The organism is Pelagibacterium mangrovi (assembly GCF_036662815.1).
Classification (GTDB): Bacteria; Pseudomonadota; Alphaproteobacteria; order Rhizobiales; family Devosiaceae; genus Pelagibacterium; species Pelagibacterium mangrovi.
In genome coordinates, this window is sequence record NZ_JBAFXA010000001.1 from 120,867 (window position 1) to 133,611 (window position 12,745).

16 protein-coding genes are annotated in these 12,745 nt (G+C 64.3%); 12 read left to right on the forward strand and 4 right to left on the reverse strand.

Going from position 1 to position 12,745, the window contains the following annotated elements:
• Positions 1 to 124: 124 nt before the first annotated feature.
• From V4T21_RS00580 to V4T21_RS00595, 4 genes are all read left to right on the forward strand, one after another.
• Positions 125 to 1,042 (forward strand): LysR family transcriptional regulator, encoded by a 918-nt coding sequence (locus V4T21_RS00580; RefSeq protein WP_332711592.1) that lies wholly within the window; start codon positions 125 to 127, stop codon positions 1,040 to 1,042.
• A gap of 62 nt (positions 1,043 to 1,104) precedes the next feature.
• Complete coding sequence (locus V4T21_RS00585; protein WP_332711595.1) at positions 1,105 to 1,302, forward strand: twin transmembrane helix small protein; 198 nt, start codon at positions 1,105 to 1,107, stop codon at positions 1,300 to 1,302.
• 235 nt (positions 1,303 to 1,537) lie between these two features.
• Positions 1,538 to 2,131 (forward strand): cob(I)yrinic acid a,c-diamide adenosyltransferase, encoded by a 594-nt coding sequence (locus V4T21_RS00590; RefSeq protein ID WP_332711598.1) that lies wholly within the window; start codon positions 1,538 to 1,540, stop codon positions 2,129 to 2,131.
• A gap of 93 nt (positions 2,132 to 2,224) precedes the next feature.
• Positions 2,225 to 2,755, forward strand: a complete 531-nt coding sequence (locus tag V4T21_RS00595; protein ID WP_332711601.1) for a dihydrofolate reductase family protein — start codon at positions 2,225 to 2,227, stop codon at positions 2,753 to 2,755.
• 228 nt (positions 2,756 to 2,983) lie between these two features.
• Here the strand turns inward: V4T21_RS00595 and V4T21_RS00600 are convergent, their stop codons facing one another.
• Positions 2,984 to 4,138 carry an FAD-dependent monooxygenase gene (locus V4T21_RS00600; RefSeq protein WP_332711604.1) on the reverse strand — a complete coding sequence of 385 codons (1,155 nt, stop codon included), beginning with the start codon at positions 4,136 to 4,138 and terminating at the stop codon, positions 2,984 to 2,986.
• A 93-nt stretch (positions 4,139 to 4,231) separates the two neighbouring features.
• Here V4T21_RS00600 and V4T21_RS00605 point away from each other — a divergent pair, with 93 nt between their 5' ends.
• The 6 genes from V4T21_RS00605 (at position 4,232) to V4T21_RS00630 (ending at position 8,124) form a co-directional block, all read left to right on the forward strand.
• Entirely contained in the window at positions 4,232 to 4,789 is a 558-nt protein-coding gene (locus tag V4T21_RS00605; protein WP_332711607.1) for a TetR/AcrR family transcriptional regulator, read from the forward strand.
• A 149-nt stretch (positions 4,790 to 4,938) separates the two neighbouring features.
• Positions 4,939 to 5,601, forward strand: a complete 663-nt coding sequence (locus V4T21_RS00610; protein ID WP_332711609.1) for an outer membrane protein — start codon at positions 4,939 to 4,941, stop codon at positions 5,599 to 5,601.
• Between the two features lie 97 nt (positions 5,602 to 5,698).
• The gene (locus V4T21_RS00615) at positions 5,699 to 6,379 is read left to right on the forward strand and encodes a rhomboid family intramembrane serine protease (protein ID WP_332711612.1); all 681 of its coding nucleotides are present in this window, start codon (positions 5,699 to 5,701) and stop codon (positions 6,377 to 6,379) included.
• Positions 6,380 to 6,441: 62 nt separating this feature from the next.
• Positions 6,442 to 6,624, forward strand: a complete 183-nt coding sequence (locus V4T21_RS00620) for a putative motility protein (RefSeq protein ID WP_332711614.1) — start codon at positions 6,442 to 6,444, stop codon at positions 6,622 to 6,624.
• Between the two features lies 1 nt (position 6,625).
• Positions 6,626 to 6,805 (forward strand): hypothetical protein, encoded by a 180-nt coding sequence (locus tag V4T21_RS00625; protein WP_332711617.1) that lies wholly within the window; start codon positions 6,626 to 6,628, stop codon positions 6,803 to 6,805.
• Between the two features lie 125 nt (positions 6,806 to 6,930).
• On the forward strand, positions 6,931 to 8,124 hold the full coding sequence (locus V4T21_RS00630; RefSeq protein ID WP_332711620.1) for a GNAT family N-acetyltransferase: 1,194 nt from the start codon (positions 6,931 to 6,933) through the stop codon (positions 8,122 to 8,124).
• A 354-nt stretch (positions 8,125 to 8,478) separates the two neighbouring features.
• On the opposite strand, the gene V4T21_RS00635 is transcribed toward V4T21_RS00630, so the two are convergent.
• Complete coding sequence (locus V4T21_RS00635; RefSeq protein ID WP_332711622.1) at positions 8,479 to 9,126, reverse strand: TlpA disulfide reductase family protein; 648 nt, start codon at positions 9,124 to 9,126, stop codon at positions 8,479 to 8,481.
• Between the two features lie 30 nt (positions 9,127 to 9,156).
• On the opposite strand from V4T21_RS00635, the gene argH reads away from it, so the two are divergent.
• Together argH and lysA are read left to right on the forward strand one after the other, a co-directional pair.
• The gene (argH, locus tag V4T21_RS00640; RefSeq protein ID WP_332711625.1) at positions 9,157 to 10,539 is read left to right on the forward strand and encodes an argininosuccinate lyase; all 1,383 of its coding nucleotides are present in this window, start codon (positions 9,157 to 9,159) and stop codon (positions 10,537 to 10,539) included.
• A 348-nt stretch (positions 10,540 to 10,887) separates the two neighbouring features.
• Positions 10,888 to 12,168: a diaminopimelate decarboxylase gene (lysA, locus tag V4T21_RS00645; protein ID WP_332712680.1), complete on the forward strand. Its 1,281-nt coding sequence runs from the start codon at positions 10,888 to 10,890 to the stop codon at positions 12,166 to 12,168.
• Here the strand turns inward: lysA and V4T21_RS00650 are convergent.
• Together V4T21_RS00650 and V4T21_RS00655 are read right to left on the reverse strand one after the other, a co-directional pair.
• Complete coding sequence (locus V4T21_RS00650; RefSeq protein WP_332711628.1) at positions 12,162 to 12,482, reverse strand: type II toxin-antitoxin system RelE/ParE family toxin; 321 nt, start codon at positions 12,480 to 12,482, stop codon at positions 12,162 to 12,164. The genes lysA and V4T21_RS00650 overlap by 7 nt on opposite strands.
• Positions 12,469 to 12,714, reverse strand: a complete 246-nt coding sequence (locus V4T21_RS00655; RefSeq protein ID WP_332711631.1) for a type II toxin-antitoxin system ParD family antitoxin — start codon at positions 12,712 to 12,714, stop codon at positions 12,469 to 12,471. Before V4T21_RS00655 ends, V4T21_RS00650 begins: the two co-directional genes overlap by 14 nt.
• Between the last annotated feature and the right edge of the window lie 31 nt (positions 12,715 to 12,745).

Genomic DNA, 12,745 nt, shown 5'->3' on the forward strand with positions numbered 1-12,745 from the left:
GAGAGAATGTGCAGGTGATCGGCGACCCCATTGGGCGTTTACCGCCACCCTTGTGCGAGAGCCCAATCTGGTGCATTCATACTCGGATGGTAATTGGCGAAAAATGCAGAGTTCATATTCAAAAATGAATGGCGCGGTCGACTGGACGTTGTGGCGGAGTTTTTCGGCTGTGGTCGCGCATGGATCGCTGTCGAAGGCGGCGCGTGCCCTGGGCCTGTCCCAGCCCACCATCGGGCGCCACATCGAGGCGCTTGAATTCACGCTCGGCAGCAAGCTGTTCGAGCGCAGTGTTGCCGGGCTGACGCCGACCGAGGCGGGGCTGAGCGCCTATGAGCCGATCCGGCGCGCCGTCGAGGCGATCGCGGAGGCCGAACTGCATGTGGCGGGCAATTCGAGCGAGTTGTCGGGGAGCGTGCGGATCACCGCGAGCGTGGTCAACGCCCATTACGTGCTGCCCGCCATGCTCAAGGTTTTGCGGATCGAATTCCCCGCCATCGATTTCGAGATCGTCCCCACCGATTCGGCGGAAAACCTGCTGCTGCGCGAGGCCGATATCGCGGTGCGCATGTTCCGGCCCACCCAGGGGGATCTGATCACGCGCAAGCTGGGGGAAACGCCTGTCGTGCCCTGTGCGCATCAAAGCTATCTGAAGCGCCGGGGGACGCCCCGGACGGTGGAGGATTTCTATACTCACGATCTTATCGGGTTCGACCGGTCCGAGCTGCTGATCGGGGTGGCGCAGCGGATGGGGTTTGCGCTCAAGCGCAGCGATTTCGCGTTCCGCTGCGACAGCCAGAGCGTCATGTGGGAGATGATCCGGGCCGGGCTGGGGATCGGTTTCGCGCAGTCCAACATTATCAGAGAGGCCGAGGGCGTGGTGGCGCTCGACCTGCCCCTGACCATTCCGCCGCTGGAGGTGTGGCTGACCAGCCATCGCGAGCTTTATACGGCGCGGCGCATCAGGGCGATCTACGATCGGCTGGGGGAATTGATGAGCGAGTGGCTGAAGAGACCGGGGGTCTTTAACGGCGCGGCGAAATGAGGCAAATGCCAATCGATCCTCTGCCTGATACAAGGGCGGAACACTGACGAAGAAAGCAACCCATGCAGACGGCAACCAATATCCTGATCATCCTCGCCATCGGCGCGACGGCGACCATCCTGTTCATGGGGCTGTGGAACATGTTCAAGGGGGGATCGGGGAACACTTCGCAGAAACTGATGCGGGCGCGCGTGATCATGCAGGCGATCGCTGTGGCGCTGTTGATGGCGGCGCTGTTTTTCTTTGGGCCGGGGCGGTGATTTGAGGTGCGCTGGCCGATAGTTGCCGGGGGTGGTTAGTGCTGAGAGGCTGCGCACCCCTCATCCGACCCGGCTTCGCCGGCCCACCTTCTCCCTCAAGGGGAGAAGGGTAGCCCTTTGCAGCGTTTCAGCAGGAACCGAAGCGCCGCAAAAAAAGAGCCCCCTCTCCCCTTGAGGGAGAAGGCGGGGGTGAGGGGTGTGCTGAGCCGGTACGCGGCAGAATGGTGGAGATGAAATGGTCAAGCTCAACAAGGTCTATACCAAGACCGGCGATGACGGGACGACGGGGCTGGTGGATGGGCCGCGGCGGGCAAAGGACGATTTGCGGGTCGAGGCTTATGGGACCGTGGACGAAGCCAATGCGGCGATCGGGATGGCGCGGCTCCATACCAAGGACATGGCGCGGGTGGACCATGCGCTGGCCCGCATCCAGAACGATCTGTTCGATCTGGGATCGGATCTTGCCACGCCAGGGAGCGACGAGGGGCGCGAATATCCGGCGCTGAGGATCACCGCCAGCCAGGTGGAATGGCTGGAAAACCAGATCGACAGGTTCAACGAAGCGCTCGAACCGCTCAAATCCTTCGTCCTGCCGGGCGGCACGCCGCTGTCGGCGACGCTGCATCTGGCGCGGACGATCACGCGGCGGGGCGAGCGGGTGTGCGTGGGGCTGAAACGGGCCGAACCGGAGTTGGGAGGAGAGACGATCCGCTATCTCAATAGGCTTTCCGACCTGCTGTTCGTATTGGGGCGGGTGGCCAATGGGAATGGGGCCAAGGACGTGCTCTGGGAGCCGGGGAAGAATACCGGGATGAGCAAGGAGGGGTAGGCGGTCGGCCTTGCGGTCACGCGGGGGCGGATTGCGGGGGATTGGGGATCGCGGTAATCTTGCCCAAGGCTTTTCGGGAGGAGGTCTTGGACCATGGCCAAGCTGGTGTTCGCATTGAACCAGTCGCTGGACGGTTATGTCGACCACACGGGGTTTGCGCCCGATGCCGTGCTGTTTCGGCACTTCATCGATGATGTGCGCGGCCTTTCGGGCAGTGTGTACGGAAGGCGCATGTATGAGGTGATGCGCTATTGGGACGAGGACCATGCCGAATGGGACGCGGCGGGGCGCGAATATGCGCAGGCGTGGCGGAGCAAGCCCAAATGGGTGGTGTCGCGCACGCTGAAATCGGTCGGCCCCAATGCGAGCCTTGTCGGGGATGATCTGGAGGGCGAGGTGCGGGCGCTCAAGGCGCGGCACGATGGGGTGATCGAAGTTTCCGGGCCGGAGCTGGCGGGAAGCCTGGGCGAGTTGGGGCTCGTCGACGAATATCGATTGTATGTGCATCCGGTGGTGCTGGGTGGGGGCAAGCCGTTCTTTTCGGGGGCCCGGCCGCCGCTGCATCTGGTGGGGAGCGACCGGATCGGCGAGGACGTGATCCGGTTGACGTATGTTCCGGCTTAGGCGGGATTGGTAGTCAGGTGGCCTTGGCTGGCGCGGCGCTGGATTCCGGGAGGGCGTTCGTGCGTAGCTCTCGGGGCCTCCCGGAATGACAGTTGGGTTTTGGACGGTGCGGTGCCCTAACCACAAGCGTTGCCTCAAGCACCGACGTGTCACCCCGGGATTTATTCCCGGGGTCCAGCAACGGATTCTGCCAGAGACCCCGGCCTGCATTTCCTTGATGTCATGAGTTCAATGTTCGAACCCGGCCAGGGTGCGGGCGGCGCGGGTTTGGATGGCGGGGAGGGTGCCCAAGGTGGCGATGAGGCGGTTGCGGAGCCAACGCAGGGTGGGGTTGGAGAGGGTTGCGACGCGGGTGAGGTGGTCGGTGAGGTCCAGAATGCGCGCGGCGGCGGCGCGGCGGTCGGCGGCGTAGGTTTCAAGCGGCGTCTGGGTTCGGGTTTCGATGGCGTCGGCGAGGGCCTGGGAGAGGGCGACGGCATCGCGCAGGCCCAGATTCATCCCCTGGCCGCCGGCGGGGCTGTGGACGTGGGCGGCGTCGCCGACGAGCAGCACGGGGCCTTTGCGGAAGCTGTCGGCCAGCTTGTGGTGGACCTGGAAACGCGAGCCCCAGAGGAGTTCGCTGACCCCGGTGCCGGTGCCGGTGCGGGGGCCGCGTTCGGCGATGATTTTTTCGACATCGGCGATGGTGGGGTTGGATGGGGCGTCGGGCAATTGGGCGACGACGCGGTAGCGCTCGCCCGACATGGGGGCGACGACGAGTGTTCCGGCCTCGGAGAAAAACAGAGTCACCTCTGATTTTTCGATGGGCCAATCCATGCGGACGTCGGCCAGCAGGAACGAACCATAGGTGTGGCCGGGGAAGGCGATTTCGGCGGCACTGCGTACGAAACTCTTTTCGCCATCGGCGCCCACGATGTAGCGAGCCTTTATCGTCAGCGGGCCCTGCGGGCTTTCGCAGACGGCCTTCACGCCGTCGGGGCCGTGTTCGAGAGCGGTGAGGCGGAGCGGGCGGCGGACGGAATGGCCCAGCTCGGCAAGGCGGGAGATGAGGATCTGTTCGGTTTCGTCCTGGGGGATCATCAGGGCGTAAGGTGTTGGCGTTGGGAGAGGGGCGAAATCGGTGTTGAGCAGCACCGTGTCGCGGTCGCGAACGCGGAACCAGCGGGCCTTGATCCCCTGATCGATGAGGCGGTCGGTGACGCCCAGGCCGCCGACCGCTTCGAGGGTGGCGGCGTGGATGACGGCGGCGCGCGAGGTGTTCTGCGCTTCCGCCAGGGCATCGACGATCACGAAATCGATGCCGCGCCGGGCCAATCCGATGGCGGTGGCAAGGCCGGCGGGACCGACGCCGACGATGAGGACGGTGGTTGGAAGGGACGTCATGTGAAGTCTTCCTTGTCAGCATGTAAGCAAGCGTTTACTTATGCTCGTCAGGACTATAAGTCAACAGGTGTTTACATGGTGGCGGAAAAAGCGATGCAGAGAGACGCGCAGGCGACGCGGGGGCGGTTGATCGGCGCGGCGCGGCAGATATTTTCCGAGCATGGGTATGAGAGGACCACGGTTCGCCAGATCGCGGCGGTCGCGGGAGTCAATCCGGCGCTGATCAACCGCTATTTCGGGGGCAAGGAGCAGCTTTTCGCCGAGGCGGTCTCGATCGATCTCGAATTGCCCGATCTCGCCGATGTCGGGCGATCGGAGATCGGGGGGGCGCTGGCCAGCCATTTCTTCCGCCGCTGGGAGGGGGATGAAAAGGACGATCTGCTGCGCGTCTTGATCCGCACCGCCGCGACAAACGAGGAGGCGGCGGCGCGTATCCGCACGATATTTTCCGGACAGGTTCTGGCCATGGTCGAGACCGTCGCGGGGCCGGAGCGGGCGCGCGAGCGAGCCGCGCTGATCGCGACGCAGATTTTGGGGCTGGCCTATGCGCGCTATGTGCTGGGGCTTTCGAGGGAGGACGTTTCGCGCGAGACGATCCGGGCGATGGTGGGGGAGACGCTGGGGCGCTATCTGTTCGGGGCGCTGCCTTAATCGCCTGGCCGGCTGTGGATAGGAGGCTGCTGGGCCCCGGGAATAAACCCCGGGGAGTGGGTGTTGCCTTTCCCGCCGCCGCGGGGCCGCAATCTTGCCGCAATGGTGATGGGCGAAAGAAACTCCGTCATAAAAACGGAGTTTTCCAAATGAAAAAGCTCGCTGCCCTTTCCGCCCTCGCCCTTTTCGCGGCCGCCGGGCCGGCCATGGCCGCCGATGCGATCGGCGTGCCGGCCCCCGCCATTCCCGCCACCCCCTACGTTCCGGTGGTCGACAATTCGAGCGCCTGGGACGGGTTCTATGCCGGTGTCAACGCCGGCTATGGCTGGGGTGAATTCGACGCCGACGGGGTCGGAACCGAGGATATCGAAGGCTGGCTGGGCGGCGCCCAGCTCGGCTACAACTGGAATTTGGACGGCATGGTGTTCGGTATCGAGGGCGATTACCAATATTCCGACATCAAATGGGACGAGACGGTGGGCGGCAACGACATCGATGCCGGGCTCAACCATTTCGGGACCGTGCGGGCGCGAGTGGGCGCCGATCTGGGCGGCTTCATGCCCTATGTCACGGCCGGCCTGGCGTTCGGCGAATTGGGCTATGAGGTCGATACGATCGGCGGTGCCACGATCAGCGACGAAGAATATGGCTTGGGCCTGGCCGCCGGCGCCGGCGTCGAAGCCATGGTGGCCGACAATATCTCGCTCCGGGGCGAATATCTCTATCTCGGCTTCAGCGACACCGAGATCAGCGGTTTCGACGTGGACACCGATATCCACACGGTGCGCGCGGGGCTGAACTTCCACTTCTAGTCATCGCGTTCGGCAAGATATCGAAAGGCCCGGCAGCTTGCCGGGCCTTTTTCATGCGCTATCATGGCCGTGACGGAAAGCAGATGGGAGAAGATCCGTGTTCCTGCCGCTCTATGACAGCAACAAGATCGCCCATATCGAATTTCCGTTCGTCAATTACGGGCTTCTGGCGGTTACAATTTTAGTGTTCCTGCTGCAGATGGCCGGGGGCGCCGAGGGGCTTTACCAGGCTCATATCACCTATGGGATGATCCCGGTGGTGGTGGCCGGAACGGTCGAGGGACCGGCGCCGTGGCTGCCCGACCAGACCGGGCTGGTCACCTATATGTTCCTCCATGCCGACTGGCTGCATCTTTTGACCAACATGCTGTTCCTCTGGGTGTTCGGCGACAATGTCGAGGACGCCATGGGGCACGTTCGTTATTTGGTCTTCTACCTGTTGTGCGGCGTGCTTTCGGGGTTGGCCCATATGGGGCTCAACCTTGAAAGCTATGGGCCGCTGGTGGGGGCGTCGGGGGCCGTGGCGGGGGTGATCGGGGCGTATCTGGTGCTCTATCCGCGCGTGCGGGTGTTCGTGCTCAACCGGCTGATCGTCACCTTTCCCCTGGCGCTGCCGGCCTGGGCGGTGCTGGGGGCGTGGATCGGGATGCAGCTTTTTTATGTCGCCGTCGGCGGCGAGGACGGGGTGGCCTGGTGGGCCCATATCGGCGGGGTGGCGGCCGGGGCGCTGCTGGTTTTCGCGTTCAAGCGGCGCGAGATGCCGATCTGGGGCGGTTAACGGGCGGTAAGGATTTGCCCGGTTAGGATGGGGCCGAAACGCAGAACGCGGGAGACGGGCTCATGAGCGACATCGCAGCGACGGCAGTGGCCATGCAGGCGGCCCAGACACGCCATACCGCGCAGATCCTGATGGTCAAACAGCAGCACCAGATGGAACAGAACCTCGTCGACATGCTGACCCAGGCCGTCGAAAACGCGCCCGCGCCGGCCGGCATGGGAACGCGGGTCGACAGGAGCGCCTGACATGGTGATCCAGCAATCGAGCCAGATCGTTCTCCATCGCCTGGCGAGTCTCGAGGCGCGCAGTCTGGATGCGCGCGGGGCGCTGATCGCCAAGCATCTGGGCGAGGTGATGAACCGGCAGGCGGTCGAAAGGCTCGACGCGCCGAGCGACACTGGCGGGACGCTCGACAGGCGCGTTTGATCGAAAGCGCCCCAAAGGTGCTCATGGGCGCGAGGGGCCGTTAAACATGTTGCCAGGTCCCCGGCCAAAGGGGCTTCGGGTGTGGCATGTTGGGATAGCGGACGAATGCGAGAGGGTGGGGCCTCATGATCGAATTTGCCGATGCGGCGATGAGCCTTGTGGGGGCGCTGGCCTGGCAGCGGCCGGCCGAATTGATGCTGCCCTGCCGCGCCGAAATGCTCGACGCGGCCGGGGTGCGGGCGCTCGATGCGGGGCAATGGGAAGCGCTGGCGGGCGCGGCGCTCGAAGACAATCCGTGGCTGAGCCGCCAGATGGTGCTGGGCGGGCTCGATGCCTTTGGGGCGCAGGCGGGATATCGCGCGCTGGCGCTTTATCGGCATGGCAGCGAGGAATTGATCGGGCTGATGCCGTTCCGCGTGCGCGGGCTGGGGCCGCTGGGCGTGGGAGAGCCGGCGCTCAACCTCTATCAGGTCGGCGGCACGCCACTCATCGCGCGCGATCACGCGCAACTGGCGATGATGGGGCTGCTGGGCGTGATGGGCCAGGCGTCGGGGCTGCCGCGCCATTGGGTGTTTCCCCATGTGGCGGCGCACTCCACCTTCATGGAGATGGTGGCGGTCAAGACCGCGCGGCTGGGGCTGGAGATGGGGTTCGCGGCGGCCTATGAGCGGCCCGTCCTGAGCCGGGCGGCGGGCGATTTCGCCGGGCATGTCGAGGCGGTGATCGGCAAGAAGCGCGCCAAGGACATCGAGCGCAATCTGCGCCGGCTGGAGCGGGAGGGCGAAGTGCGCTTCGAGCGCGCCACCGAACCCGGAGCGGTGGCGCGGCGGATCGAGGATTTTCTGCGGATCGAAGCGGGTGGCTGGAAGGGCGAGCGCGGCACCGCGCTGCTTTCGCGGCCGGCCGATGCCGATTTCGCGCGCCGGGCGTTCGGCGGGATCGGGGCGGCGAGCGGGCTGGCGTCGGTGGATAGTCTGCTGTTCGACGGCGAGCCGATCGCGGTTTCGATCAATATCGCGGCGGGGGAGACGCTGTTCACCCCCAAATGCGCGTTCGACGAGCGCTATCGCAAGTTCGGGCCGGGGATGGCGCTCGAATACAAGGTGATCGAGGCGTTCTTCGCCGATGGGGCCTACCAGCGGATGGACGCGGCGACGACGGTGGACGGGCACGTGATCTCGGGCCTTTGGGGCGAGACGCGGACGATGGGGACGCTGGTCGTGGGGCCGGCCGGGGTGACGACACGCGGGCTTGTGGCGGGCATCGAGATGGCGGCCAGGGGCAAGCGGGCGATCAAGCGGAAGTTGGGGCGGGAGTAAGGGGACTGCCTAAGAAGAGTAGGCCCTAAAGCTTCGGTCTTTCCGCTCGTCATTGTCGGGCGTGACCCGACAATCCGCAGCGCTGCAAAGGGGTGTGGGAGAGGTGTGAGGGATACACTTCTGCTGGGGGTGTAGAAGCCTTGCGGGTCTCCGGGTCGAGCCCGAAGACGACGAAGGGGATGGGGTGGTGCCCTTTGCTGCGGCCCTTCGCTTGAGCTCCGGGCGTTCGCACCTCAAATCGCTCCACCGGAGCGATTTGCCCGGTGGGACGGCGCTCACTCCCCGGGGCAAGCCCGAGGACGACGAAGTGCAGAGCCTGGGGCGGGAAGCTCGCTTGGCTGCGATCCCGCCCCGCTAGATCTCCAGCAGGGTTTCCACGACGCGATGGCCGTCTGGGGTGTCCCAGTGGGCGGGGCCCTGGAGGACGGCGATTTCGCAGCCGGAATCGTCGACGAGGACGGTGGCGGGAAGGCCAAGGGTTACGGCCTCGTTGCGCAGGCGTTCGAAGAGCTGGTAGGTGGGGTCGGCCCATAGCGCGAGGTTGTCGGCGCCGATTTCCTCGAGGAATTCGGCGGCTGCTACAGGGCCGTCCGAGCCGATGTCGAGGCTGATGGCGACGACTTCGAAATCATCCCCGCCATATTGGGCCTCGAGCGCGTCGAGATAGGGCATCTCCTCGCGGCAGGGGGCGCACCAGGTGGCCCAGAAATTGATCAAGAGCTTTTTGCCGGCGAAATCGGCGAGCGTCACCTGATTGCCATCGGCGTCCTGGAAGGCGATGTCGGAATAATCGCGCCATTGGGTTGAGGGCAGGAGGGCGGCGAGTTCGCCGGTCGCGGCGGCGTCGATGGCCTGGGCGGCCTCGGCGCGCACCGGGCAGGTGCCTGCGACGGCGGTGCCATTGCTAACCCAGACCGCCACCGCTATACCTACCGCCGCTGCGAAAAGGCCCGTGCCCAAGATGACGGGGCGTGCCGATTTTCGCTTTTCGTCCTTGTCCATATTCACTCTCGCATAACTTTAGAGGCGCCGATGAGCAACCGCATGTGGGGAGGCCGTTTCGCGTCCGGCCCCGACGCCATCATGGAAGAAATCAACGCTTCGATCGGCTTCGACCAACGCCTCTTTAAACACGACATCGCCGGCTCCATAGCCCACGCCACCATGCTGGAGAAAGCCGGCATTCTGACGCGCGACGATAGGGACGCGATCGTCGCCGGTCTAGAGACAGTGCGCGGCGAAATCGAGAGCGGGGCCTTCACCTTCTCGCGAGCGCTCGAAGACATCCACATGAATGTGGAAAGCCGATTGAAGGATTTGATCGGGGAACCGGCGGGGCGGCTGCACACGGCGCGCTCGCGCAACGACCAGGTGGCGACCGATTTCCGGCTTTATGTGCGCGACGCCATCGACATGCTGGCCGCCCAGATCGAAACGCTCCAGCGGGTGATGGCGGAAAAGGCCGAAGCGGAAGCAGGAACCGTGATGCCGGGGTTCACCCATCTGCAAAGCGCCCAGCCGGTGACCTTCGGACACCATATGCTCGCCTATGTGGAAATGCTCGACCGCGACAAGGGGCGGCTGCTCGATGCGCGCAAGCGCCTCAACGAAAGCCCGCTGGGGGCAGCGGCGTTGGCCGGAACCTCGTTCCCGATCGACCGGGAGATGACGGCAGAGGCGCTGGGGTTCGAGCGGCCGATGGGCAATTCGCTCGATGCGGTGTCCGATCGCGATTTTATTCTCGAAACGCTGGCGGCGTGTTCGATTTCGGCGATGCATCTGTCGCGGCTTTCCGAGGAGCTGGTGATCTGGTCGTCGGCGCAGTTTTCGTTCGTGCGGCTCTCGGACAAGTTTTCGACCGGCTCTTCGATCATGCCGCAAAAGCGCAATCCGGACGCGGCGGAATTGATCCGGGCCAAGGTGGGGCGGATTTTCGCTGCGTTTTCATCGCTGCTGATGGTGATGAAGGGGCTGCCGCTGGCCTATTCGAAGGACATGCAGGAAGACAAGGAAATCGCCTTCGACGCGCTGGACAGTTTCTCGCTTTCACTAGCGGCGATGACCGGGATGATGAGCGATCTGACGGTCAACCGGGACAAGATGGCGGCGGCGGCGGGGGCCGGGTTTTCGACCGCGACCGATCTTGCCGACTGGCTGGTGCGGGCGGCCAATGTGCCGTTCCGCGACGCGCATCATATCACCGGGCGCGCGGTGGCGGCGGCGGAGGCCAAGGGTTGTGGGCTCGAGGGGCTGACCATCGAGGATTTCAAGGAGATCGACGAGCGGATCACCTCGCAGGTGTTCAAGGTGCTGGGGGTGGAGAACTCGGTGAAATCGCGCACCAGCTATGGCGGGACGGCGCCGGCCAATGTCATCGCGCAGGCGGCGGCGTGGCGGGAGAGGCTGGGGGCGTAGAATGAAGCTGGCGATGGTGTTTGACGCAAGCTCAGCGCACCCCTCATCCGACCGCTTCGCGGCCACCTTCTCCCTCAAGGGGAGAAGGGTAGCCCTTGGCAGCGTTTCGGAAAGAACTCTGGCGCTTCCCCAAGAGCCCCCTTCTCCCCTTGAGGGAGAAGGGCCGGGGATGAGGGGTGCACCGAGCTTCAGCATCCGCCACGCCGGAACCGGAAGCGCCGAGCACCCCTCATCCGCCCCTTCGGGGCACCTTCTCCCTCAAGGGGAGAAGGGGACATTGTCGCAGATGCTCGGACAAGAGCGTTCTTTTTTCCCGGCGCTGGCTGCGCTCGAAAGCAATACCTGATGGTGCATCATTTCAATTATCGCGATGGCGAAATGTTTGCCGAGGACGTGGCGCTCACGGCGATTGCCGATGAGATCGGCACGCCGTTCTATTGCTATTCGGGGGCGACGTTCAGGCGGCATATAAGGGTGATGAGCGAGGCGTTCGCCGGGCTCGATACTCTGGTCGCCTATGCGATGAAGGCCAATTCCAATCAGGCGATGCTGGCCATTGCCGCGAGCGAAGGCATCGGGGCGGATGTGGTGTCGGGCGGGGAGCTCGAACGGGCGTTGCGCGCAGGGATTCCGGCGCAAAAGATCATCTTTTCGGGGGTGGGCAAGACGCGGGCCGAGATGCGGGCGGGGCTGGAAGCGGGGATATTGTGCTTCAACCTCGAATCCGAACCCGAACTCGAACGGCTCGATCAGGTGGCCGGGGAGATGGGGGTGGTCGCCTCGGTCTCCGTGCGGGTCAATCCCGATGTGGATGCGAAAACGCATGCCAAGATTTCGACGGGCAAGAGCGAGAACAAATTCGGCATTCCCTTCGCGAGGGCGGAAGCGGTTTATGCGCGGATCGCGCAAAGCGCCAATCTGCGCGCGGTGGGCGTGGACATGCATATCGGCAGCCAGATCACCGATCTCGAACCCTTCGATAATGCCTTTGCGCTGATGGCCGAACTCGTGGGGCGGCTGCGGGCGGAGGGGCACGACATTCATCATGTCGATGTCGGAGGCGGGCTGGGGATTCCGTACCAGACCGACAACAATCCGCCGCCCGATCCGCTGGAATACGCCAAAATCGTGCGCCGGCATGTCGATCCGCTGGGATGCCGGCTGATCATCGAGCCGGGACGGCTGATCGCCGGCAATGCGGGGGTGCTGGTGACCGGGGTGGAATACGTCAAGCAGACGGACAAGAAGAGTTTCGTGATCGTCGATGCGGCGATGAACGATCTGATCCGCCCCACGCTCTATGAGGCCGAGCATGAGGTGTTGCCGCTCGTCCAGCCGCAGGCCGATGGTGCGACGATCCGCGGCGATATCGTGGGGCCGGTGTGCGAGACCGGCGATTATCTGGCGCTCGACAGGGAAATCGCCGATGTGGCGGAAGGCGACCGGCTGGTGGTGATGACGGCGGGGGCCTATGGGGCGGTGATGAGCTCGACCTACAACACGCGGCCGCTGGTGGCCGAGGTGCTGGTGGAGGGAGGTCGCTGGCACGTGGTGCGGCCGCGCCAGAGCGTGGATGCGCTGATCGGGATGGATAGCGTGCCGGGGTGGTTGGGCCGAACCGATCAGTAATCGAGGAGGGCCAGGAGGCGTTTCCAATCGTGGCGGCCCCCAAGCAAGCGAATGACGCGCACCTCGGAATGCTCGATCCTGTAGATCACCAAATGGCTCTGGTGGACGAGGATGCGTACCGGGGGATTGAATTCGATATATTCTCTGGCCATCGCCGGGTGCGCCAGGATGCGGGCGAAGGCAGCATTTAGTTCCCCGACATAGAGGTCCGCCTGATCCGGAGACCATGTTTGCGCGGTGTGCCGCCAGATATCGTCCAGATCGGAGCGTGCAGCGCGTGTAAGGCGCACTATCGTCGGTTTATTTGACGACATGCTGCTGGCGCATTTCCAGCTTGAACGCTTCGAGATCGAACGGTTGGGGATCGCCGCTTTCGATCCCCTCGGTAATGGCGGCTTGCAGCGTATCGACCGCCATCTGACGCTCCTGATCGCGCCGGATCAGATGGCGTACATAATCGCTCGAATTGCTGTAGCGGCCCGAGGCGCTCTGGTCTTCGACCCAGGCGCGCATCTGATCGGGCAGCGAGATGTTCATCGTGGCCATGTCATTCATCCTTGCACTGCAAAGATAAGAA

Excerpts from the sequence above, each read along its gene's own strand:
- V4T21_RS00580 (WP_332711592.1), top strand. The coding sequence starts at position 125 with ATGAATGGCGCGGTCGACTGGACGTTGTGGCGGAGTTTTTCGGCTGTG.
- V4T21_RS00585 (WP_332711595.1), top strand. The coding sequence starts at position 1,105 with ATGCAGACGGCAACCAATATCCTGATCATCCTCGCCATCGGCGCGACG.
- V4T21_RS00590 (WP_332711598.1), top strand. The coding sequence starts at position 1,538 with ATGGTCAAGCTCAACAAGGTCTATACCAAGACCGGCGATGACGGGACG.
- V4T21_RS00595 (WP_332711601.1), top strand. The coding sequence starts at position 2,225 with ATGGCCAAGCTGGTGTTCGCATTGAACCAGTCGCTGGACGGTTATGTC.
- V4T21_RS00600 (WP_332711604.1), bottom strand. The coding sequence starts at position 4,138 with ATGACGTCCCTTCCAACCACCGTCCTCATCGTCGGCGTCGGTCCCGCC.
- V4T21_RS00605 (WP_332711607.1), top strand. The coding sequence starts at position 4,232 with ATGCAGAGAGACGCGCAGGCGACGCGGGGGCGGTTGATCGGCGCGGCG.
- V4T21_RS00610 (WP_332711609.1), top strand. The coding sequence starts at position 4,939 with ATGAAAAAGCTCGCTGCCCTTTCCGCCCTCGCCCTTTTCGCGGCCGCC.
- V4T21_RS00620 (WP_332711614.1), top strand. The coding sequence starts at position 6,442 with ATGAGCGACATCGCAGCGACGGCAGTGGCCATGCAGGCGGCCCAGACA.
- V4T21_RS00625 (WP_332711617.1), top strand. The coding sequence starts at position 6,626 with ATGGTGATCCAGCAATCGAGCCAGATCGTTCTCCATCGCCTGGCGAGT.
- V4T21_RS00630 (WP_332711620.1), top strand. The coding sequence starts at position 6,931 with ATGATCGAATTTGCCGATGCGGCGATGAGCCTTGTGGGGGCGCTGGCC.
- V4T21_RS00635 (WP_332711622.1), bottom strand. The coding sequence starts at position 9,126 with ATGGACAAGGACGAAAAGCGAAAATCGGCACGCCCCGTCATCTTGGGC.
- argH (WP_332711625.1), top strand. The coding sequence starts at position 9,157 with ATGAGCAACCGCATGTGGGGAGGCCGTTTCGCGTCCGGCCCCGACGCC.
- V4T21_RS00650 (WP_332711628.1), bottom strand. The coding sequence starts at position 12,482 with ATGTCGTCAAATAAACCGACGATAGTGCGCCTTACACGCGCTGCACGC.
- V4T21_RS00655 (WP_332711631.1), bottom strand. The coding sequence starts at position 12,714 with ATGGCCACGATGAACATCTCGCTGCCCGATCAGATGCGCGCCTGGGTC.